Origin of the sequence: Streptosporangium lutulentum (assembly GCF_030811455.1) — a bacterium.
In the GTDB taxonomy this organism is placed as follows: domain Bacteria; phylum Actinomycetota; class Actinomycetes; order Streptosporangiales; family Streptosporangiaceae; genus Streptosporangium; species Streptosporangium lutulentum.
This window is the reverse complement of record NZ_JAUSQU010000001.1, coordinates 9,753,364-9,777,213: the sequence shown is the minus strand read 5'-3', so window position 1 is coordinate 9,777,213 and position 23,850 is coordinate 9,753,364. Positions and strand designations below refer to the sequence as shown.

Genomic DNA, 23,850 nt, shown 5'->3' with positions numbered 1-23,850 from the left:
ACCAACTGCGGGCCCTGCGGTCGCGCTTGGTGACACGGACGGCGTGCGCGACATGACCGAGATGATCTCCATGAGGGACAACGGCAGACTGCGCTGATGCGGAATGCGTCGAGTGCTGTGTCACTCGACGTCGTCCTCATTGCGGCGGCGCTTTCGGGTGGAAAGATGCCAGCGTTCCAAGTTGCTCTTGGAGATTCGGCGAACGTCGTCCCAGCGGGCACGCTCGGCGAGCTCACGGAGTTTGGCCACCTCCTCGGCCAGATCCTTCACCTGAGACGGAACCGCGGAGGACAGGTGAGCCTCCAGCTTGTCACCGGCCTCCCGCAGGGTCGCGGCCGCCTCTTCCACGCCCCCACGGCGTAGGGCCTTATCAGCCTCGCGCCGGGCCTCCTGCGCCTGCTGGAAGGCGAGCTCGGTCCGTATCTCGGGGTCGGTGATGCGACGGGCTGCCTGGTCACCGGGGACGACGTTGACCGCGATCGGCACGGTAACGGTGTGGGTGGTCAGTGACGGCGTCTCCACATAGGTGAAGGACAACTCGGCGACAGTGGCCAGGCCCAGCGCGGCGATTCCCGGTACGGCGAAGCGCAGCAGGTGGTGACGGCTCTCCCCGGCGTGAAAATCGCCGAGCTCGACCATCACCGAGCCGTCGGCGAGCCGGCTCGCGGGCAGGTGCCCGAAGACCTGGACCGCGTGCACCGGGTGGTACATACGGATGGTCACCGATGCGGCCTGGGCGACCTTGGCCAGGAGGTTGTCCACCTCGCCCGCGATCAGCTGGGCGGCGGTGTCGGGATCCTCCGCGAACAGAGCACTGCCGGTCCCCCCGTCCGCCACCGTCGCGAGCAGATGCTCGTCGTAGCCGAGGCCGTAGCCGAGAGTCGTGGTGACCACACCGTTGCCGTAGGCATTCCTGGTGATCTCGGCGAGCAGACCATGATCGACGATTCCGGCGTTGGCGTGTCCATCGGAGATCAGCAACAGCGTGGCACCCCGGTCCGCGGAGGCGCGGCGGGTTTCCTGGATGCCCCGGAGCAGGCCGCTGGAGAGATCCGTCGACCCCGCGGAGGCGATGGCCGCGACGCCACGCCGTACGGCCTGCTTGTCGGTGAGTGGCCCGGCGGCCACCTCGACCCGCGCGGAGGACTCGAAGGTGACGACACCGAAGTTGTCAGTCGGATCCAGCCGATCCACCAGGGCGAGCAACGCCTGCTTGGCGCCGTCGAGCCTGTGCCCCCGCATCGACCCGCTGCGGTCGAGCACGACCTGCAGGGTCGCGGGTGCCCTCTCGGTGACGGGCGCCCGTGGAGCGGTGATCTTCAGCAGGACGGTCACCTCGTCCGCCTCGTCGAGGGGGACGACGTCCAGATCAAGGTGCGCGGCCACATGCATGACCTTCTCCTGACATTGATGATCGCAACGACCCTCACCGTATCCATCGACATCAAAAGTGTCAATGTGTATTGAATTCACGATTAAATTGCAGGTTGCTCGAATGATTGAACATGTCCGTGGATGCCGTATAAGCCTTCCCTGCCGACAGCACGACGTCGAGGATGATCAGAGTGAGGCGGGATCGCCATTTGACGCTTGTAGTGGCGAGCCGCTCGGGGACGGCTTGCACCATTCCTGCTGTCCATGGCTCTTGACGAAGTAGCGCACAGCACAGCCACGTCCTACCGCTGCGATCATGACGGCGGCCCGCTCACAACCGCATGACCCTCGACGAACCGAAGCGGTGCAGCATCAGGTCGAGTGGTTTCTCAGGGTTCCGTCGCCGAGGCCCTCAAGGCCCAGTCGGGCCAGGGTGGAACCCTGATCCGTAAGCCGGCCGACGACCTTCTCAAGTGCTTCCAGCCTCTGGAAGCCGTCGCCGAGACGCCTCTGCTCTTGCAGGGGCAGCCGTGGGATCTCCACTCGCCGGATATCCGACCGTGAGGTTCCCGTCTGGCCGCGTCCGGAGGTCTGGATTCCGGCGATCCTCAGAAAGCCGGCCAGACAGTCCGGATCGACTCGCTCGGGATCTGCCCGGAAGAGATGGAGTCCCGGGCCGAGAACCGCGCCGCTCTCTCGCACCACCCGCGCGACGAAAACGCGGCCTCCCGCGGGGACGACCACGTCACCGGGCTCCAGCTTGACCAAGCCGACGGCAGCGGAATCCCCGGATTCCGATCTGACCTTGCCCGCGCCAGCGGGACTACCGGACCCCGGCCTGACCACGTCAGCGGCAGCGGAGGTCTGTCCGCCGGGGGCGCGACCCGCGATCACATCTTCCACGGTCAGTACCGGAATCTCCCCCGACCCCGTCTCCTGCTGGGGGGACTGGTGGATGGCGATGGCACCGGCCTTGGCCTGCTCCGCGATCGTGGTCTTCGGAAGGTCGTCGCGTTCCGCCGTGAACGCGCGAAGGTCCTCAAGGGCACGTTGGAGTGCGGAAACGGATGAGGCCATCTCTTCCAGAGAGGCCGCGAACTCCTGCCCCGCGCTGTCGGCCGATCGGCCGGCCACGTAGCGGGCGGGGGTCAGGTCGACCGTTTCATCCAGCAGGTCGATGAGAGGCACCGTCTTTTTCCCGTCAACCGGCGTGCCGTCGGCTCCCCTAGCGTCGGCTTCCTTCGCGCCGGCCGAATAGGACCGCCATCTCTCCAGGACGGTTTCTCGCATCTGCGACCAGGACATGTCCGAGGCGTCCACCATCAGGACGTGTGACGGGACGGGATCCCCGGCCTCCGGCTTACGCAGAATCCACAGATGCGGCGATCCCAGAGCATGTGGTGCCGCACCGGCGGGGAGCGCCACGACGGCTCGCAACGTGCCGGTGCGCAGCAGTTGTGCCCGGATCCGGCGTCCGGATCGGCGATCCGCGGCGGCCGAGGGCATCAGGACCACCACGTGCCCACCCGCCTTGACGTGGAACAGCCCGTGCTGGACCCACGCCAGCTCGGGCTCGCCCCGTGGCGGCAGGCCGTACTGCCAGCGAACGTCACTGGCCAGTTCCTCGTAACCCCAGGCGCGGTCCCCGAAGGGAGGACTGCAGACGACGGCGTCGGCCTGCAGGGAGCCGAATCGGTCCTCACGGAGGGAGTCGCCGGTGTGCACCGTACTCTCACGACCGTGGAGCGACAGCCGTACCGCTGTGATGCGTGCGGCGGCCTCATCCCTTTCCTGCCCGGCGAGACTCGCGGCACCGGCGTCGGCCGCGGACATCAGAAGCGTGCCGAGCCCGCAGGTGGGATCAAAAACGGTCCCGCCACCGGCCGAGGAGAGCTCCACCATCAACTCGGCGACATCCGCCGGCAGCGTCGCCACCCGTCGGGAATGGGCCTCCAGATAGCGTTCGTAGAGGAAGCCGAAGGTCGCCGCGGTGCCCCGCTCCCCCGCCAGCTCGGCGACGGCTCGCAGGAGCGGGATCGCGCCGACCGCCGACGGCGTCCCAGGAAGCCCTTGTGACGCCAGCTCTTCGTTCAGCCGGTCGGACACCTCGGCGTCGGTCTTCCCGGCAAGCCGCGTCCACTTCGCGGGCGAGCTGTCGAGGAAAAGCAGGAACGCCCCGATCTGGCCCACCACCTCGGCGAGACGCAGATCCTCGACACCTGCCCTCAGCTGCTGCCAGACTCTCTCATCGAGCGGAACCTCGGCCAGCTTGCCCTGCCGTCGCAGCCACTCCTCGACGTCGGAGAGGGAGAACAGGGGGCTGCTCGATGTCCCCCCGACCGGGGAGGGAAAATCCTCGAACCGCCGGCGCCAGTTGCTGACGGCGGCGCGCCCGACCCCCGCCAACCGTGCGATGTCGGCCGCTGCGACCGTGGCGCTGTCCTGCATGAAAAACCCCAAACCTTACGTACTGACGTGCTGAATGACCGCCGCGTACATATGCACGGGGTCAATGGAAAGATCCTTATTAATCAAGCCTGGTAACGGCGGTAACGCCTTCACCAGCGGAAGCAGGCTCTCGAAGACCGACAGCGCGCTCTCTGGACGCTCTTCGGGAGACTTGGCGAGCAATCTGAGCGTCAACTCCTCCAGCTCTTCGGGAACATCTGATCGCTCCACCGGAGGCGGAATTTCCCGCCGACTGCGATGGATCTCATTCATGAGATCCCGCGAGGCGTACGGGCGCGAACCGGTAAGCAGTTCATAGAGCAGACATCCCACGGTATACAGGTCACTTGAGCGGCTCGCCTCGGCACCGTCCACAAGCTCCGGCGCCATGTAGCGAGCCGTACCGGGAATCTGCCCGGCCTCGGTGATCTGCGAGAACTCCTTGGCCCCAAGAGCCGTGGCCACTCCGAAGTCGATCACTTTCACCGTGGCATCCGCGCACATCACCAGGTTGTTCGGCTTGATGTCTCGGTGGATCAAATCGGCGGCATGAGCGGCGGCCAGGACGGCACAGACCTGCGCCGCGATAAGGGCCGCCCAAGAGACCGGCAAGGGAGACTGCTCGGCGATCAGGTCCGCGACCATGTGACCGTCGAGATACTCCATGACCATGAAGAGCTCCCCGCCGTCGCTACCGAAGTCATAGACGACGGGCACACCGGGGTGCCGCAGACGGGCGGTGATCCGCGCCTCACGATAGAAGCGACGCGTCGCCTCATTCTTGGCGACCAAGTCATCTTCGTAGATCAATTTGACCGCGACGGAACGGTTGAGCCGCAGATCCGATCCCTGCCAGACAACGCCCATACCGCCGCGGGCGATGGGACTGGTCAGCTTGTAGCGCTCGGCGACCGTCCTCACGGCAGGAATCTGCTCTTCTGACCGTGCCACGAGATCACCAGAGTGTCTCTGGCTCGGGTGGCGGCGACAAACAACAACGACCGGGCACGCTGCAGCTCACGCCGGTAACGCAACGGGTCTGTGCTCTCATATTGTGCGGCATGATGCGAGGGGACCAGCCCTTCGGCGACACCGACGAGAATCATCCGTTGATACTCCAGGCCCTTGAAACGGTGCATCGTCCCGACGTGGATCGCGTCATACAGCTTCGGCCCCTCCGCGCCGATGGCCGCAGCGATGATCCCCGCCTTGCCCAATCGGTTCTCGACCTCGGCCACCATACGGCGTTCGGGAACGCAGATCGCGATCGACGCGAGTGCCACGTCGTTCCATTCCCGGACCTGTTCGACGACGGCGTCGAGCTCAGCGACCCACGTGGCCGACGGACGCAATGTCGGACGCATGCCGTGCAGAACGGATCTGTATCCAGACAGATCGTCGTGGCCGTCGTCGAGGTCGTCCCACTCCTCCTGACCAAGCAGGCCCAGTGCGGCCCCGAGGATCTCGTGCGTGGTCCGGTAGCTGAGGGTGAGCTTGGACGATCGCCCACGGATATTGATGCCGAGACTGCCCAGCGAGACGTAGTTACCGTAGATCCGCTGATGGGTGTCGCCGGCGAGGAAGATATCGTTGGGGCCTTCGGGGACCATGGCGCGGAGCATCTTCCAATGGGCGGCGCTCAGATCCTGTGCCTCGTCGACCACAATGTGCCGGTAGCGAGGACGATGCCAGATCCCCGACTCCCGCTGCAGCTTGACCGCGCTGACCTGGTCCGCCTCGTATGAGGCCCTCTGCCGCGCGCGCTCGATCTCCAGCCGGGCGGCACGTTCGGCCACCTGCCGGAAGGTCCACAGCTCCTTGTCGTCGAGCCGTTTGATATATCGCTCGACAAGCTGCCAGATCGCCGCACGATCTTCCCTGCTGATGGATCGGCCCCGGCCCGCGCGACGCGCACGGAAATAGTCGGCACGCGAGTTGATCGCCTGACCGAGGATGACGTGAGACCACTCCGCATGAAGGAACTCGCCGTCCCAACGCGTCTCCCCCTGCTCCAGAAGGAGATCTTCCCACTCCAGCAACGCCTTGGTGTCGTCGATCCATCGGCGACGCCCGCCGGGCTCGGCTTCCGCGACGATCTGTGTGGCGAGCTTGTCGATGTTGACGATCTCCACCCGCTTGGCCACCTCTGCCCCAGCAAGCTCAAGCAGTCGCTGACGCAGATCGGCCGCCAGATTCTTGTTGAACGTGGTGAACAGAATCGCCTTGTCGTCCCCCGGTCCGAGCGCGTCCACCAGGTGCTTCACACGATGCAGCGCGACGATGGTCTTGCCGGTGCCGGGCCCCCCGCTGATCCGAGCAGGCCCGCTGTAATCCCGTTCCACCACCTTGCGCTGAGCAGGGTGCAGGAAGACGCGCCAGCGCCCGAAGTCTCCCTCCAGCACCTCCTGTAGGGCGGTGTCGTCGGTGGTGACCTGGGTGGCCGGCCTGGCCAGGGCTGCCTGGTAGTCCTCGACGTCGACCGGCTCCTCAGCGGTGACGGGAGTGGTGACCTGGTCGAGAACCTCGTCGAGGGTCTTGCCGTCATGGAGCGCAAGCAGCACCTCGGCGGTGAGCTGCGGTGTGTACTCAACCAGGCCGAGCAGCTCATCCTCAGTCGTGATCTTCGCAATCAGCCCGAGCAGCGGCTCGGCCACACCTAGATCGAGAAGCTGCTCTGCCGTAAAGGCGGCGAACAACGTCTCCGAGCCCGAAGGGTCGGGAGTCGCATGCCGGGCCTTTTTCTCGTTCGGGGCTGAGGGAGCGGGAGTCCCCTGACCAACCTGCTTCTCAGCCGGAACCGTAGGGACGAGGGTCTCGTCGAGGACCTTCCTCTCGATGGAGACCAAGTCGACGAACTCGATACCACCGGTGACCGGGTTGATCTGGTAGGCGAAGCGATCGAGATTGTCGTAGACGTCCTTGCGGTGCTTGACCGCCACCAGAATGTAGTCCGACTCTCCGGCGTGGAGCAGTAGCGCTCGATACTCCTGGTTGACCCGCGCCGAATACAGCCGCGGATGCCCCTTGAGCTGCTTGAAGTGCAGCCCGGGGTTGGCCGGGCTCTTACGGAACTTGTGCTGGAAGTCGTAGATCGCGCCCTTGACGTCCCGAGAGAGCTTGAGGATCTCCTTGTCCGCCTTGTCGAGCAGCCGCAGCGTCGCCTCACCTTGCATGTTCACTCCGTCCTCTCGCTCCGCTCATTGACTCGTGACCACGCCGCGCCGCCGTACCAGCCGGCTCACTCACTCGGTACCCCCACCGCGAATACACTTGGCCAGCTCTTCAGCCGGCCAACCCTGCACGTCACGCACATCCCAACCGGCTGCCGCATAGGCTGCGTTCCGCTTGCGCGCCTCGTCGTCGTCCCCGGCAAGTACGACGGCCACCTTGACCGAAGGCCAGGCCAGCTCCGCCTGCCATGCCTGCTCTCCCAGCTCGAACCCCACCTCGTCGGAGGCAGGCGCGGGAACCTCTAGTTCGGCCAGTCCTCGTGCGAACTCCGCCAGACCCGACTCTCCCGGGTCGAGCAAGTCGTAGATCTTCTCCCAGCGCGGATCCGGTCCCGCTGTCGTCGCCGGTACGGTCTGTGCTTCCTTCCGCACGGCCTTCGCTTCGGTGGAAACTCGCTGGAAGGGTACGGTCTGCGTCGCAGAAGCTTCCTGCGGCAGCCGCACGGCGTGCGCCGGGATGGTTGCCTCGTCCTCGTCCTCGTCCACCAAATCCTCGTCAAGGGGCAGGAGGCTGAGCATGGATGTGATCCCTGCTCCTCCGGCCACCGCGAGTAACGACGGGTCGAAGGCATCAAGATCGGTGAGCGCGAGCTGCCCACCGTCTCCCGACCCCGCGTCCAGGAACTGCAGCAGGTTGCCCCAGTAGAGCCAGGCCGCCCAGCGTCGCCTGTGGCTCTCCTCGTCGGCGGTGATCGTCTCGTTCGTGTCGTCGATCATCGCGAAAGCCGTCCACGTGTAACCGGCACGCGGATCGAGCACCACGGCAATCGGGCAACCGGCGGTGTCCACGGCTCGCATGGTCAGGATCTTCTCCATGGTCGAAGCGGGGAGAGACGACGCACGGAGTGCGGCCATCAGCCGCTCCGGCACTCCGTCGGGACCGGAACGGCTCTGACCCTGTGCCAGTTTCAGCAGTCCGGCGGTGAGGGCTTCGGCACGGCGCAGCCACAGCTCGGGCAGGGGTTCGCGGAGGAACGCCAGGAGCGTGTCGACAGGGTTGGCCCATACCGTGCGGGCCAGCTCCTCGGGATCCCGGCCAGGGCTGAACTGCTGGTAGATCTGGCGCGCGCTGGTCTGCGCGTTGCCCAGGTAGGGAGCACGCGGCGGCTCCCCCTTGACGAAGGGCGCGTATCCGCGTGTCTCCCAGTCTTCAACGTCTTCCCAGGTGAGCTGGAAGACGATCCGCCCGTGCGCGCGGAGCCGGGCCCGCTTCACGGCGTCGCCCGCCAGGCGGTTCCTGTCGGGCGACGCGTGGTAGTTGTAGCCGTCGAGGTACACCGCGACCTCCAGCGGCACGTCGTCCAGCCGCCGGAACAACACATCGGGGCGGGTGCCCTTGATCGTGTTCTGCAGGATCATCTGCCAGTGCACGATCGAGCCGTCAGGCCCTTCGATGCGCAGATCGGCCGTCTTCTTCTTGTTCAGGACACCGGCCATACCCAGCGTTCCGGGTGTGTCCGTCCGGCGCGCCCAAGCTTCCAGCCCGCCGAGGAAGCGGGCCTCCAGTTCGCTCTCCACCTGGTCCCACAGTGAGATCGCATCGGTGGTGGCGACCGTCGTGGTGTCCCAGGTGTCGAGCAGGTCCCGCAGCATGGCGAGCGCTTCGGCCCGGCTGACCTTGTCGTACTTGTTGCCCGGCACGTGCGAGAGCAGGCAGCGATGGCAGGCCGCCTTATGCTCGTCCTCCTTGCAGGGACACTCCTCCACGATCTTCAGCGCCGCTGTCAGCACGCCTCGGAAACCCTCCTCCGAGGAGAGCCGATGCAGGTAGCCGGTGCCACCTGGCAACGTGTCGTGCAGCACGAGGAAGCGGCGTCGCCGTCCGGTCTCCTGGTCGGGCATGGTGGCGGTGACGATGGCGAGGTGGTCGGGATCGCCGCCGTACTCGGCAGCCACGCCCGCCATCAGCGCGGCCTCGAACGAGGCCATCCTCTCCTCGATCAGGAGTGTGGCGACCGGGAGCAGGATGCGCAACGCCTCGGTGCGCAGCTCATGCGCGAGGATCAGCTTGATGTGCTCGGCATCCTCGGCGTCCCGCCGGTAGGTGCACCAGGGCCGGTGATGCTTGCGGCTCGGATCGACGTACGAGCTCGCGATCAACGCGTCCGAATGGGCTGTCGCGGGCGGCCCGTCCACCGTCGTGCCGCCGCAGGCCGGGCAGGTGTAGAACGGGTTGAGCCGGACGTCCTCCCCCGCGAACCTGTCCGTCGCGGGCCGGTCGTAGCGGGAGGTGCCCAGGTTGAAGCGCCGGACGACCGCCTTGCGGGTGAAGTCGACACCGAACACCGCCTTCGTGTGCCGCCACGACCCCGGCACGATGTCCGCCGACTCGATGTCCACCGCGACGGCCGACTCGTAGTAGCGGCGCTGCCGGTCCTCGTGATCGTCGCGGATCTGGGCGTCATCCCGCCGATCGTGGGCAGTCACCCGCGTCGGGCGCAGCACGCCGTAGAGGGCCCCCAGCTCGCCGATGTCCGCGCCACCGCATCGGGGGCAGGAGGTCGTGTCCTCCGCGGCGAGCGTGGTCCGCACGTAGCCGCAGCCCGGGCAGACCCGCCACTGCTCCCACGCCGGGCGCGACGGGGTGCCGATGTCCAGGCCGGTCACTTCGTGCTGGTAGCCGCGCATGTAGAAGGAGTTGCCGGGGGCCAGCTCGGTGAGTGCCAGCCGGGCCGAGCGCTGATACTCCCTTACCTCGCTGTGATACCGCCTGCCGCCGTCGACCTCCTCATCCCAGGTGATCGTCGCCTCCAGGCTGGTGGTGGAGTCGATCAGGGAGTAGTTCGGCAGCAGCCCGAGCTCGACGAGCGCGCCCTGGGCGTTCTCCCTGCCGATCTCACCGATGCGCTTGGCCACGGCTCGCCGTTCCGCGGCCAGCGCCCGCTTCTGGGCCCGCTGGATGGGATCCGACTCCACCAGTGGCTCGATCGCGGCGTCGATGACGCCGAGCCGCTCTCGCAGGTCCGCGATCCGCTGCCCCCACGAGCGTTCCGCGTCCTGTACGGTCTGCGCCAGGTCCGCGGTCGCGAACTGCCGGAGATCCGCGGCGGCCTCCGGGGTCACCGACGTGCCGAACAGATCGAGGAACCCCTCCACCGATGTGGCGCCCGCCGCGAGCGCGGTCGTGGTGAACCCCGCCAGCCAGCCCGTCTCCCCGAACAGCGCCGAGGCCAGCCGTGGCAGTGGCAGCACCCCGTCGAGCTTTCCCCGGGCGCACAGGTCGACCAGATGGGCGACGTACTGACGGTGCAGGATCTCCACCGCCGACAGGTAGCTGCCGGGCGGCACGATCTCGCCCGCGATCATGTCGCGTGGCTCGTTGAGGAAATAGAGGTCACGGGGGGATCGCCCGACCATCGTGACCAGGAACGCGTTGCCGGTACGGCGGCCCGCACGGCCGACCCGCTGCACGTAGTTCGCCGGGCCGGGCGGGAGCGACGCGAGGATCACCGCGGACAGGTCGCCGATGTCGATGCCCAGTTCCAGGGTGGGCGTGCAGGAGAGCACGTTCGGGTCGTTGTAGCGGGTGCCGTCGCGGAAGCGCTGCTCCACCTGCTCGCGCTGCCTGCGGGTCAGCGCGCCCGTGTGCTCCGCGGTGACCACCCGGAACGCGCCCTCGCCGCCCCGTGCGAGATAGAGCCGCCGGTAGTAGTCGAGTTTGTAGTTCTGGCTGCCGCGGTTGGTCAGATGCCCACCGCAGCGGTAGCGCGGGCAGGGCTGGCCGTACCAGTCGTCGAAGAGCTCAGGATGGACGGTCTGTTCCCACGCGCACGTGTCACAGCCGATCCCCGCATCGTTGACCTGGGCGTCCTCCAGCGAGCGGATCTGGATGTGTCCCGGCTGGAGGCCGTACACCCGGGTGGCGCCGTCGTCGGCCGGCCGCACGGAGATCACGTCCTCGCGAGCAAGCATCGGCAGCAGCCGGGCGAGATACTCACCGGCCGCGCCCCGATCGAGCCCGAGGCAGCGCGTGGTCCAGTACTGGTACCAGCCCTGGTCGGAGTCGATCCGGTCGAACTCCGACTTCCGTTTCTGCCGGTCCAGCAGAAACGTCGGCGCCGACAACCCTCTGGGGAACGCGGGCAGCCCTTCGGGACGCCTGCCCCAGATCGCGTTGTACCTACTGGTCCCGGCGTTGGCGAGCCATCTGTCCAGCCACACGTGCTTGATCGCGCCGCGATAGCGCAGCCGCTCCAGCAGGCCTCGCAGGTAGGCGAGGTATCGGCCGTCGGAGGCAAGCTCGATCATCCCGGGCATGCCGGTGTGCACGTCACGCGCGAGGCCGGCGATCTTCGCTGGATCGCTCAGCACGACCTCGGCGGCGGCCGTCCGGGTCAACTCGAGCGTACGGCCCTGCCGGGAGCGCAGACCGAGCTCCATGATGGCGGCGAAGGCCAGGCGCTCTCCGATGAGGTCCCAGGCCTGCGTGGACCCGGCGGTCTCCTGCGCGAGGATCGCGTCGATCTCCGGCCGATCGTGCAGGTCGGGCGGGACCACCGCGGGCAGCACGTCCGCCTCACTCGCCGCCGCGGCCAGGTCCGCCACCAGGTCGTTGAGCAGGATCGGCGTCTCGGAATCGAGCCGGCCGGTCAGCAACCGCCGTAGCGAGAACGCGTACGACCGGTTGGCCACGAACCCGGCCCGGTGGGCCGCGTCCTGCACCGAGTCGTTGAAGAGCAGCGTCTTGCGCTGCGAGATGTCGAGCTGATTGCCCGCGAAGAGCTGGGTGACCGTCACCGCGGCCAGCGAGGCGAGCCCCGCACCGAGGAAGCGGATGCCCTGGTCCAGGTTGCAGGCGGGACAGCGGTCCTGCTCGGCGGCGTGGTTCGCCTCCGACTTGGTGTCCAGGTCGGTGAGGATGAAGACGACATCGCCCTCGCCGTGTCGGTCCTTCGCGGGATCTACCGGCCGGATTCGCTCTCCGTCGAGAATCCCCAGGTTCTGGACCTGGCCCTCGGCCTCGCTCCGGGTGGCCAGGATCAGCGGCCGGATGCGCTTCTTCTCCGACCCGACGGCTGCGCGGTAGATCTTCTCCGGGTTGGTGACCAGCTCCGACGGGTCCTTCTCCGGGGAGAAGGCGGCCCAGCCGGATCGCCCGCAGTGGCGGCAGTAGATCGAGGGCAGCAGGCTCTTGCCCATCACGTTGAACGTCGAGTCGGCGTCCAGCACGGGCAACTCGCCGATCCAGGCGAAAGCCGGAGTGTGGTCGGCGAGCCGGAGCAGCCGCGACACGGCCCGCACCCAGACGTGGGACTCGATGTGCAGGAACGGCCGCTTCGGATCCTCCGGATCGCGGGCGTGCGACAGCAACGCCACGAACCGCGCCAGCGCGGTGGCGGCCTGGTCGGGCGACTGGCGGATGGCCGCACCCCAGTTGTAGGCGCCCCTGCGCGGCAGGAGCTCGAGCATCTCCGCCGGCGTCGCCGGGCCGCCACTGAGCAGGTCTAGCACCGCCTGGGTGAGGATGTGCTGCTTGAGGACCCCGCCCAGCTCCTGCGGACTGAGACCGTTCTTTCCGGTGACCGCCGCGGCGATCAGGTCCATGGCGCCGGGGTCCCGGAGCGGGTCGGGGAGAAGCGCCAGCTCCTGCGCGTCGGGAAGCGGCAGCGTGACATCGATCTCGCCGACGAACTCCTCAGCCGTGAGCCGGTCCTCGCCGATGACCGCGCCCTCGGGGAACACCGTGCCGAAGACCTGCTCCGCGACCTCGCGGATGCTGCTCCTATCACCCCCGGGGCTGTCACCACCCTCGCCGAGGGTGGCGGAGGTGGCGACGGGGCAGATGTCACCGAGTGGCCTGCCGGGCCGGGAGTGCCCGGTGGCCGAGGCGAGCCTTCTCAGCAGCATGGCGACGTCGGTGCCCTGCGCGCCGTCATAGGTGTGGAACTCGTCCACCACCACGTAGGCGAGCTCGGCGTCCTTCCACATTGGCAGGTCGTCGGCACGCTGGAGGAGAAGGTCGAGCATCTTGTAGTTGGTGATCAGGATGTCCGGCGGGTTGCGGCGGATCTCCGCCCGCTGGGTCATCACCTTCTGGTAGCCGACCTCGGGGGTGTCACCGATGTAGAGCGCGCCGGTCACGTCGTTCAAGCCGGTCTGCTGGAGGTAGTCGTTGAGCCGGTGCGCCTGGTCGGTGGCGAGCGCGTTCATCGGGTAGAGCAGCACAGCCTTCACGCCGTGCTTGCCGTTCGCCTTCTGCCGCCGGCAGTGGTCGAGCACCGGGACCAGGAACGACTCGGTCTTACCCGAGCCGGTCCCCGTCGTGATCAGCGTCGGCTCGGCCGCCTTGTTGAGCGTGCTGAGCCGCTGGAAGGCCTTCGCCTGATGCCGGTACGGCGTCCAGTCCCCGGCCGGCGCCCACTCCAGGCAGTCCTTCCAGCCTTTCTCGGCGGAGCGGAACGGCGTGCGGATCCGCAGGTACGGCCCGCGGAAGATCCCCTGCTCGGGATGGTTGAGGAACCGCTCCAGCGCTTCCCTGACCGGCTTCTCCGCGAGCGCGAAGGTGGTCGTGAGGTACTGCGTGAGGTTCTTCCGCAGCTCATCCGCCGCCAGCGTCGGCTTCACCGAGCGACCTCTCCTTCTCGGCCTGATGTTTCTAAGCTTGATAAATGCATGATGAGCAGCCCATCGACTGCGAGGCCGTCCGGCGCCGCTTCCCCTGGGTCGGCTTGGGGGCGAGTGGAGAACCCGATCTCTCCACGCGCTACCGCGAGATCATGGCTGAAGCCAGACCAGAAGATGGAAAGCGGGACGGCTGTGGACGTCACGACATGTTCTCGGGGTCCTGCACGGCTTGCGCCCGCACCTTGAAGAGTCGGTCGATCACGCTCTCGGCGAGTTCACGAAATTCGGCGCGGCATTTCTGAACATAAGTCTGCGTGCTTCCTATAGCCCCGTCGGCGGCTTTGAGATCGAACATCGGCTTGCGGGCATCGTGGGCGAGGGGCATCAGACTCTGATAGTTCCGCAGTGTCGCAATCTCGTACGATCGATGCTCAGAGTGCTGAGGTTCATCAAGCACCGATTCGGCGAAGACGTAGGGGATGCGCTCAAGCCAGCGCCGGTAGGCCTTTACCGGCCGGTCCAGGCGCATGGTGGGCTGCATGATCACATAGCCAAGGGGGCGCATCTCCCCGGGGGGAGCCGGAATGGTCTTAGGCACTTTCGGCAGCACTGTCCCCTGCCACGTCCCGCGCCAGGCCCGCAGCGTCGGTCCGAGGTTGCGCAGGCCGCGGAGAGAGAAAAGGTCGGCGGCGAGAGGCATCAGCACGCTGTCCGCGGCGAGGAGCGCAGCCCTGTTGATCGCGCCGAGGTTCGGCCCCACATCGATGAGAACGATGTCGGCGTTTATCCGACGGGCGGCGTCGTCGATGATCCGGTAGAACGCCGTGGTCGTCCGGATGGCGGCCTGATCACCCATGAAACAGTTGGGCCAGGCAGCGGAGAGTCTGTCCTCGAACGCGCTCAGTTCAAGATCTCCGGGAACGAGCCAGAGCCCGTCGGTGATGCATGTCGGCTCGTAGAACGCGACATCACCCAGCCCTTCCATGATCGGCTTGACCGAGGCCGCGACCGTACCCGCCTCTCTTGTGATCCGGCGTGCGAGCGGTCCGGTGAGGGTGGGTTGCGTCCCTCCCCATGCCGGGCTTTCTGGCTCCGCCCAGAGAATCGCCAGATCATCCTCATCGAGAAACGCCGAGGTCAGGTTCGACTGGGGGTCCAGGTCTACGGCCAGCACACGGTGGCCAAGACGCTGGAACATGTGGGCCAGGTGGTAGGTGAGCGTCGTCTTGCCGACGCCCCCCTTGTTGTTGAAGAGCGCTACCGAGATCATTCCGCTCTCCTCAGCGTTACCGACCACGACGAGCCATGAACGAGAAGCTGCGGGAGCGGATTGCCGTTCTCCGTCAGCGCATGCCTGACCGGCTTCTCCACAAGCGCGAAGGTGGTCGTGAGGTATTGCGTCAGACTCCGCAGCAGCTCGTCAGCGGCCAACACCGGTTTCATGGAAAGCAGCCACCCCACTCCTTTACGTTACGAAATGATGACTCTATGCGTCCCCCCGAATCCCCCTTGGCGGGTTTCATCGATGAGTCGATCCACACCGACGCCCGCCTGTACGCGGTCGGGCTGGTGCTCGCGGCCCCCGCTCTCGCGGAGGACGTCAGAAGACGGCTGTGTGCCGTGATACCTACCGCTCGCACACCACACTGGTCACAGGAAGATGAGCAGACCCGCGCCGCGCTGATCCGCGAGATCGGGTCTCTGCCGATCTCAGCACGGGTATATGGCTGTCGTTTCGAGCGACCCAAGCGCAAGGAAGCCGCACGCGCCCGAGCCCTGACCTGGCTGGTGCATGAACTGCCAAGCCAAGTCCGATGGATTGTGCTGGCAGAGCGTGAGGCGAACCAGGACCGACATGATCGCAGGGTTCTTGGGGGGTTGGCGGGCCGACCCGCGCGTTTTGAATACAGCCATGCCCCGTTCGCGAAGGAGCCCCTGCTCTGGGTGGCGGATGTGATCGTCAGCAGCACCGCCAAAGCGCTTGCTCTCGACGAGGACCCTGCGGCGCGGGGGCTGGGGAAGATACTCTCGTATGTCGGCTGCGAATCCGTATGACCTGATGACACGCGAAAGCCGGGCCACCACCTGCGGAGGTTAACCCGGCTCCACTTCATGACCCCAAGTGAGTCATGCAACACCCATCGTAACCAGATCAGCGCCCATGTCAAGCCTCTTCCGCAGACAGGGTCAACCTGCGGCACGTTCGAGAATGTCACCCCTTGAGTGACCGCTGGGCACGCGGATCTCATCACGAGGCGCTCTCGTCATCGGGTACAGCCGGCGCCTGCCAACCGGACTGACGAAGGCGCTCGGAGAAGACGGCGTGGGCCTGGCGGTACTCGGCCTCGCGGTCGGCCTTGTAGAAGGGTGCCACATAGCCATCCGGGACGGGGCCGTTGATCTCGGGGTCGAGGTGGGCCATGAGCTGCTCGTAGTGCTCCTTAGTCTGTCCGTAGCCGTAGGTGTTGTGGTTTCCAGCGATCTTCCGACCACCGGCGTCGAACCAGATCTGCGCTTCGTAGTCGGACAGGACCGGGTAACGAGAGCGGTAGATCGCTATCAGTTCCTCGGCGGTCATGCCGAGCCAGACCGCGACCAGAGCGTCCAGCTCAACGAGGGCTGCCCGGCGTTCCCTCTCTGTTCGTAGCGGTATGGCATATGCCCATGCCGGTGTGACAGTGACCGAATCGCCGAGCGGCGCGAGCCCCGGCCAATCCACGGCCCAGATTTCATGTCCGACCCAGGCTTCATCGAACAAGTCGGACCATAATTCGGCGTACGCCTCAGTAAGGCAGTTCAATCGCAGTGTCCGTAGCAACAGGGCTGAAGCCAGTGGATGCCATGGATCTGCAGCAGGCATACTATTCACGCCCTGGTTACGAAGATCTGTTCGGCCAGTGATCCGGAGCAGGTAATCAAGCGGCAGCGTTGCCCAAAACCCTGCTGTGAGGACAGTACCTCGATTGGTGCTTAGCGCAAGCGTGTTTACCGCGTCTATATGAGCCGGACCGGGCGGAATTAGAGCAGCAAACAGTGATCGTTCTCCGTTGAAGGCGATCATCCGTCGCCAAGCGAGTCGGTAGTGGTCGGTATAGCGACGACCACTCCATAGATCTTGAGCTGCCAGATAAACCTCTTCATCGCAGGAACGGACGTAATTGGTGGCCGGAACTGCGTTAGATGCCAAGACAGTTAGATCTTGGGGCCGATCAGAACTCTTAAACAGAGGAGGCTGCTTGGCGAATGGCGTAGCAACACTGAAATGCGGGCCCTGTAAAATCACAGCATCCAGCGACCCAGAGTGACCAGGTTGCCATTTAATTAAACCTCGCTTCTTTGCTTCCCCTTCATCAAATCCCAGGCTCATCCAAGGCCGATATTCCCCAAGCCGCTTTCCTTTGCTTGCAAGGATATTAATCGCATTGGCCTCCGCAGTAGTCACCGGATAAAGCAGCGGCGCCTGCTCCAAAGGGATGCTGGTCGAATCAGTAAGACGTCGCCATTCAGCAAGCACGCCTTCATCTACAACGATAACTCTCGCCTTGTGAGGGCGAACATCCCATTTTCCTTCATGCTTGATTCCAGGTACTGGACCATCCCCCCCGTGCACCAATGATTCTAATACCACTTGAGCGCCGTAGAGTTCACTTAGATGAGCGAATCGAATCTCGCCGCCCGAACCGTAGATGTGTAAACCAAATTCCTGAGTCCGGCTGAGGTCCTCAAACGCCCAATTCGCCGCGTTCACGAAACTTGCATGCAGGCGTAGGTGGCGGTAGGAGGCAGCACGCAGGGGCCCTTCCCTTCTACCACCAAAGTGAGTATCGGGATGGATAAGGCCTGCCGTACCTAGCGAACTGAGGTTAGTCCAGACCCTACACATGAACGCGCGATAAAGATCAGGCCGGGTACCGCCAAGCAGCGCATATGTTACATTGGCACTCAGAAATTCCGCTATACCAACATTGGCAGCAAATTCATTCAGATAGTAACTCCGCGCAGCTCCCGTCTGAAGGGAAACAGCTTTACGGTTGCGCCACTCAGCGAGAGCGGGTTTATCTGTAAGCATGAACCATGGTTCCAACTCGGCGAGTACGGAGTTCTCCTGCCAATCGGGTCGCACCCAAGGAGGGTTGCCAACCTGGAGGTCGAAGCCGCCTTTGTTGAAGATCTGCGCGAACTGGAGCTCCCAATGGAAGAAGCCCTGTTGCTCCGCGATGTCCTCGATGGCATCAAACCAGGGGAAGCGCTCGGCAATCTTGATGGCCGAGTCCATGCCCATCCAGGTAGGAAGCTCGTCCTCGTACTCCTCCAGGTCGGCGAGGGATGCGAAGCTCGCAACCAGGGAGTCTTTCGGGATGTCGGCCCTGCCGAGCATGGCTTCGGCGAAGTCGAGCCAGTCGTCCAAGTTCGCCAGGGGGATAATTGGGCGGAGCGGGTCGAGGGCCGGGGTCTGTTTGCGTCCGACATTACGACGGGACTCGCGGGCGAAGCCGCCCAGGCTCATCTGCTTGGACTCACCCATGTCGAAGAGCGATTCTGTCGTCCAGTTCTGCCCGAAGCCGATCGACTCCTCAGCCGCCTCAACGGGCGCGGACCGTACATCCTCCTGAACGGCGGGCGCAGCGGTGGCAACGGGCGGTAGAGCATCTGCTCCGTGGTCATCTGCTTTATCCGGCGCGAGCCGTGCGTAGACGTCGTCAGAGCCGTCGAGCAGGCCCGCGCGGTCGAGCGGCCAGAACCACAGCGCGCACCAGGCGTCCATGACCTTCTTCAACCGCCAGTACGGCGTGCCAGGGGCAACCAGGTCTCCGTAGACCTTCTCCCTGGAGACGGCGTCAACGGGCTGGTCGATCCAGTCGGCACCCCAGACGTCAATCTTGCGGCTGATCTCGCGCTCGGAGATGGCGAGGCGCTGGATGACCAGGTCCCAGAGGTATTCGGCGCGACCGGACAAGGCCTGCAACCGCTGGAGTTGGGACACCTTCCGACCGCCGGACTTCTTGTCCGAGACATTCTTCCGGAGCTGCTTGCGCCAGTCTGCGAGTTTCTTGGCCTCGGCGGGTGCGAGTTCGCGCGCCTCCTTGGCTCCGGCGACCGCGCCCCAGCCCTCGGCGGGGAGTAGGAAGTGGTGAACCTTACCCGACGGCAGCGAACCTGCCGAGAACGGCAGATCCTCGGGGGCCGACTTCAGCCACTCCCCCTTGGTCAGTGCCGCCGCGCCGTACACTCGCCGTCCCGCGCCGATGAGCGAGTTGCCCCGGCGCAGGTGGAGACCGAACCATGGCGCCTGCAGTCCCGGGTGCATGACGTTGAGCCAGACCGAGACCTCGGCCAGCTCAATGGCGGTCTCGTTGAGGTCGACCCCGTAGGAGTTGTGCAGCGCGACATAAGCCTTGACCCGCTGCAGCTCTTCCTCGTACCTCTCCGGATCGACGGATGAGCCGAGCTCCCTCTGCCGACGCCGCAGGTATTCGGCCGCGACCTGGTTGATGGCCTCGTTCAAGAACGCGCCCGAACCCAGGGCGGGCTCGCAGATCTTCCACTCCAGGATCTCGCGGGCAGGCGTGACGGTGTCGTTCTGGTCGAGGCGGTGCTGGAGCGCGAGCTGGACGGTGACCTGGGTCAGCGACTCGGGGGTGTAGTAGGAAGCGCTGGTCTCGCGGTCGCGGCCGGCGAGGCGGTAGACGAACGATCCCTTGGGATGGTGCTTGTATCCCCCGGTTGGTGTTCCATCCTTGTCGAGTTCCGGGACGAAGACCTCCGAGGGATAGTCGTCCACCTTCGAGGCCGGAATCGTCCAGGTGCCACCGTGGGAGTCACCGCCCTTGGCCACCTCGTACAGCTCTTCGGTGGAGATGAACCCGGTGTAGGACATCAGGCCCTCGTACACCGCGCCGAGCTGGTTGATGCCGAGCTGGGCGTAGGAGATGAACCCACCCCGCTCACGACCCCGTCCCTTGGTGAGCATGAGAAGACGCAGCACCTCGTAGAGCGTCTCATTGCGCAGCCTGGTGTCGATCTTCGGCGCGGTCGGGTCGTCCTCGTCGAAGCCGGGCACGACCAGCGCAGCGCGGCCGATGAGCCCGGTCCTTTCCGGGTCGAACAAGTCCGAACGAAGCGGCTCGAAGCGGAGGCCCTCGTCATCCGAGGTCTCGGCTTCGGCTCCACCACGGGGGCGGTGACCGGCGTTGACCATGCGGAAGAGCAGGTCGAGCGACTCATAAAGATGGAAGGAGTGTCGTGCCTCCTCGCCAGACAGGTCGCGGACGACGAGGTCGCCGAGGCGGGCGACGCTGTAGCCCCTGCCGTAGTCCTCGTCGTCGGTCGGCAGGATGCCCAGCTCTGGCCGGGCCTCGGCATACAGCAGGAACAGGATCCGGTAGAGGTAGCGCAGTGACTCGCGGCCCAGCTCCTTGGCCAGCGCGCCCGGCTCCATGATGTCCTCGGGCCGCACCTTGCGCGTCGTGCCGTCCTCCAGCCGCATCTCGGCCTGACGGATCCGGTTGAGCACCTCGTTGGCGATCAGTTCGACGGATTTCTGCAGTCCCTTACGGAGCTCGGTGGAGACGCCGACCGCGTGGTTACGGGAGTTGGTGAGCAGCTCGGCCAGAGGCTCGGAGCCGCCCTCCTCGGGGGGCAGCAGCGAGTCGGCACCGAACAGCGCGGCGATGACCTCCAGCTCGGCCGGGTTGTTGCGGCCCAGCGCCACATCAAGACTGACCGCCAGGTAGCGGCCCTCGCCCCAGGTGGCCCGGTCGGCGAGGACGACCACACCGCCGGCCAGGAGCAGCACGTAGCGCGGCGGGGTGTCGCTCGCCAGCAGCCAGGATGCCAGCTTGGTGCTGGAGACGATCTGCTCGCGACCGTCGAGCTGGACCGGGGCGAGCACCCGGCCGGCCCGGTCGTCGTCGAGGGCTGCGTCCACGCCGGCGGCCCAGCCGCACTCGACGGCCACCAGGTGCTGGTCGGCATACGCCACCTGGACGGCGTACTCCCTGCCCGCCCGCTCCACAACCAGCTCGCGCGGCTGCGCGGTGAACCCGAGCGCGCGCAGCACATCACCGTGCAGCTCGTTCAGTTCCTTGCGCCACTCGGCCCTGTCATCCGCCCCGACGAGCTCGCCCTCGCGCAGCCGTACGTCGACGTCAGCGAAGAGCGGCCGGTCGGCGAAGTACGGCTTGCTCAGCGCCCGAAGGCCCCTGCGTGGCGTGGTGCGGCCGGTTTTCTCGTCCTCAGTCCAGCGGGCGAGCAGACCGTCCTTCTTCTTCAGGTCCTTGGGCAGCACTTCGGCCAGGTAGTGGGCCGAGAAATAGTCGCCGCGGTTGACGATTGAGTCGAAGCTCATCGGTGCCCATCCTGGGAGATCGCGCTCGAGACCGGCGCCTGCTTGATCGCGCCCGAGTCCGGCGCAGTGGGAATCAGTACGGCGAGCACCCGCAGTAGCGGTTCGCCGGTGGTCTGCAGGGAGTCGAGGAGACGCTGCTGCTCGTCGACGGTCTCGCGCACATCGGCCTCCTTGCGACCGCGCCGGGAGGCATGCACGTCGAAAAGCGTCAGTTCCTCCCACTCGGAGAGCTGCGCGCGGTAGGCGTCCAGCGGTGCGACGACCTCCGCGTCGTAGAGGGCGCGGCGTTTCTCCAGGTGGGTGCGCGCGGCCTCGACGGCGGGCTTCACCAGTTGCTGGAGCGGTTCGAGGTCCAGCCGCCGGCCCGTGTTGATCATCCCGGGGCCGACCTTGGCCGCCTTCAGGACCTCGACCATCTCCCCGTCCTGTACGGCGAGCGCCTCGGGTGGGCCGCTGACCGCCATCCACTCCACGACTGTGGGCTGGCCGCGCTTGTTGGAGTAGATGCCCTGGACCAGGAAGGTGGTTCCGTCCACGTCGGCGGTGATGACCGGGGCCTTCTGACGGCCGAGCCGTACGAGGACCTTGTCGGTGAGCCAGTCGACCATCGGATGCAGGTCCGACAGGTAGGCGATGTCCGGCCACATGGTCTTGGTCTTGCGGGCCTCGTCCAGCTTTCGATGCGCCAGGGTGCGGCTGAAGGTGACCTTCATTCGCTTCCTGACGTCGTGGGTGCGCAAGTAGGACGACGGCAGCACCGACAGGCGGTGGATCAGGTCGGCGGGCGGTTCGAAGGCGAGCATCTCGCCGTCGTCCTCCAGCTTGTCGAGAAGCTTGAGGGTCCTGATGGACTCCTGGACGAACGCCTCGGTGCTGTCGAAGAGCCGTGGCACGTTCGCACGCGGCGGCTCCGGGTTCTCCGGATCTTCCCCCACTCCGGCCATCAGGCCGGCCAGGCAGTCGTCGGGTGCGTGCGCCTGGAGCGACTCCTCCACGGTCCTGCCTTCGAGCAGGTCCTGGATGAGACGGCGCTCCTCCCGCTCGGCCCGGTATTCACCGGTGACGGCCTCGGCGGTGCCCAGGCTCCGGTGGGCCGTCGCCTCCTTGTCCAGGAGCTTCTCGGCCACGGTCCTGTCGTCCTTGGCACCCTCAACCTCGGAGGTAAGGATCAGAGCCTTGAACTGGGGCTGGTGCTCCTGTCCGTAGCGATCGATGCGGCCGTTGCGCTGCTCGATGCGGATCAGGCTCCACGGCACGTCGTAGTGGATCATCTGGTGGCACTGCCGGTGCAGGTTGACGCCCTCGGAGGCGACGTCTCCGGTGAAGAGGATGCGGACCTTGCTGTCGGCGAGGGAGAAGCGCTCGACGATCTCCTGCTGCTGGGTGTCGGAGAATCCGCCGTGCATGATCTCGATGGCGTCGTCCTTGATGCCCAGCCTGGCGGGCACGGTCTTCTTCAGCCACTCCAGGGTGGGCACGCTCTCGGAGAACACCACGACCCGGGTGTCGCTGCGCGGGCCGACACCGATCTCCTTGAGCCGGCCGACCAGGGCGGCGAGCTTGGCCGAGTCGTCGTCGGTCACCCGTGCCGCAAGACCCTGCAGGACCTTTAGCGCGTCGATCTCACGACTCTCCTTGGCGTTCTTCAGCCGCTTCCCCACCGTGGTGGCGAGGGCGACGTGTGAGGAGAGGAATGACTTGAGCAGCGTGTAGGGGAAGAGCCGGTTCTTCGCGTCGACCACCGGTCCGCCGGCTCGCTGGTCTCCGGCCAGCCAGACCTGGGTGAGCTCCTCGAAGATCTTCTCCTCGGCCGCGGTAGCTGCACAGCGGACCGGAACCGAAGGGCCTCGGTCGGGCCACTTGCTGCCCATCTGGTCCCGCACCTCAGGGCTGATCTTGGTGCGGCGGAGGTAGAGGTGACCGATGTCCTGCGCCGAGTAGCGGGTCTCGTCGGCGATCGCGGCCGGGTCGAGCATGCGGATCAGCTCGGCGAAGGATTTGCTGTCCCCGTTGTGCGGGGTCGCGCTGGCCAGCAGCAGCGCCTCGGTGTTGCGTGCCAGGAGCTTGGCCAGCCTGTTGCGGAAGCTCTTCTCGCCGATCAGGTTGTGCGACTCGTCGATGACGACCGCGTCCCAGTGCATCTTCTCCAGGTGCTGGCCGTACTTGCCCACGTTCTTGAGCGTGTCGATCGAGACGATGATCCGCTTGTAGTAGGTGAACGGGTTGCGGCCCGCGGGGATCTCTCGCTGGATGCGCTCGATGCCGACCGAGTCGAGCCGGATCAGCGGGATGGAGAACCGGGTCCACAGCTCGTGCTGGAACTGTTCCAGCACCTGCTGCGGGGTGACCACGAGGATGCGGTCGCCACGTCCGCGACGGATCAGCTCGGCCAGGATGAGGCCGATCTCCAGGGTCTTGCCGAGACCGACCACGTCGGCGAGGAGGATGCGCGGCCGAAGGCCCTTGAGAGCGAGCTCGGCCGGGCGCTGCTGGTAGGGCAGCGAATCCAGCAGGAAACGGTCTGACAGCGCGAGGCCCTTCTCCGTCTGGGGCAGCGGCGTCCTTCTGAGGACCGCTTCCAGGAAGAGGCGGCTCTTGGCGAACCTGGGCGTCTCGTCCTGCTCCAGGATCGTCTCCTCGGGACGCATCAACTCGACGGTCTCGATGCCGCTGAAGAACACGGCGTCCTCGTCGCGGACGAATTCCGACGCGCCGACCGCCGTGATCCGGTATCCATCGCGCATTTCCCCGGTTCCCAGGACTGGGCGCCCGTCCCGCATTTCCTCGGTCCCCGGGATTACCGGTGTCGGGGTGCAGGTGCGGACGATCCACTCGGCGTCCCGCACCTCGATCCGGGCGCCGGGTGGGTACGGACTCTCGGTCACA

General features: G+C 66.0%; 9 protein-coding genes. 1 reads left to right on the top strand and 8 read right to left on the bottom strand.

The annotated features are described in order from the left end of the window. Positions 1-120 precede the first annotated feature (120 nt). The 6 genes from J2853_RS44000 to J2853_RS43975 all read right to left on the bottom strand — a co-directional run bounded on the left by J2853_RS44000 (position 121) and on the right by J2853_RS43975 (position 14,886). Positions 121-1,392: a vWA domain-containing protein gene (locus J2853_RS44000; RefSeq protein ID WP_307567758.1), complete on the bottom strand. Its 1,272-nt coding sequence runs from the start codon at positions 1,390-1,392 to the stop codon at positions 121-123. A gap of 354 nt (positions 1,393-1,746) precedes the next feature. Next, positions 1,747-3,822 carry an N-6 DNA methylase gene (locus tag J2853_RS43995; protein ID WP_307567757.1) on the bottom strand — a complete coding sequence of 692 codons (2,076 nt, stop codon included), beginning with the start codon at positions 3,820-3,822 and terminating at the stop codon, positions 1,747-1,749. 15 nt (positions 3,823-3,837) lie between these two features. After that, entirely contained in the window at positions 3,838-4,743 is a 906-nt protein-coding gene (locus tag J2853_RS43990) for a serine/threonine-protein kinase (RefSeq protein WP_307567755.1), read from the bottom strand. Continuing rightward, a complete protein-coding gene (locus J2853_RS43985; protein ID WP_307567753.1) occupies positions 4,740-6,995 on the bottom strand; it encodes a UvrD-helicase domain-containing protein in 2,256 nt (751 codons plus the stop codon). The genes J2853_RS43990 and J2853_RS43985 overlap by 4 nt, the downstream gene beginning before the upstream one ends. A 69-nt stretch (positions 6,996-7,064) precedes the next feature. Next, the gene (locus tag J2853_RS43980; RefSeq protein WP_307567751.1) at positions 7,065-13,616 is read right to left on the bottom strand and encodes a DEAD/DEAH box helicase family protein; all 6,552 of its coding nucleotides are present in this window, start codon (positions 13,614-13,616) and stop codon (positions 7,065-7,067) included. A gap of 199 nt (positions 13,617-13,815) precedes the next feature. Further along, positions 13,816-14,886 carry a ParA family protein gene (locus J2853_RS43975; protein ID WP_307567750.1) on the bottom strand — a complete coding sequence of 357 codons (1,071 nt, stop codon included), beginning with the start codon at positions 14,884-14,886 and terminating at the stop codon, positions 13,816-13,818. Positions 14,887-14,921: 35 nt separating this feature from the next. On the opposite strand from J2853_RS43975, the gene J2853_RS43970 reads away from it, so the two are divergent. Beyond that, positions 14,922-15,671 (top strand): hypothetical protein, encoded by a 750-nt coding sequence (locus J2853_RS43970; RefSeq protein ID WP_307567749.1) that lies wholly within the window; start codon positions 14,922-14,924, stop codon positions 15,669-15,671. A gap of 193 nt (positions 15,672-15,864) precedes the next feature. Here the strand turns inward: J2853_RS43970 and J2853_RS43965 are convergent, their stop codons facing one another. Then, positions 15,865-20,964, bottom strand: coding sequence for an Eco57I restriction-modification methylase domain-containing protein (locus tag J2853_RS43965; RefSeq protein ID WP_307567747.1), 5,100 nt, complete (start codon positions 20,962-20,964; stop codon positions 15,865-15,867). Then, positions 20,961-23,849 carry a DEAD/DEAH box helicase gene (locus tag J2853_RS43960; RefSeq protein WP_307567746.1) on the bottom strand — a complete coding sequence of 963 codons (2,889 nt, stop codon included), beginning with the start codon at positions 23,847-23,849 and terminating at the stop codon, positions 20,961-20,963. The genes J2853_RS43965 and J2853_RS43960 overlap by 4 nt, the downstream gene beginning before the upstream one ends. Between the last annotated feature and the right edge of the window lies 1 nt (position 23,850).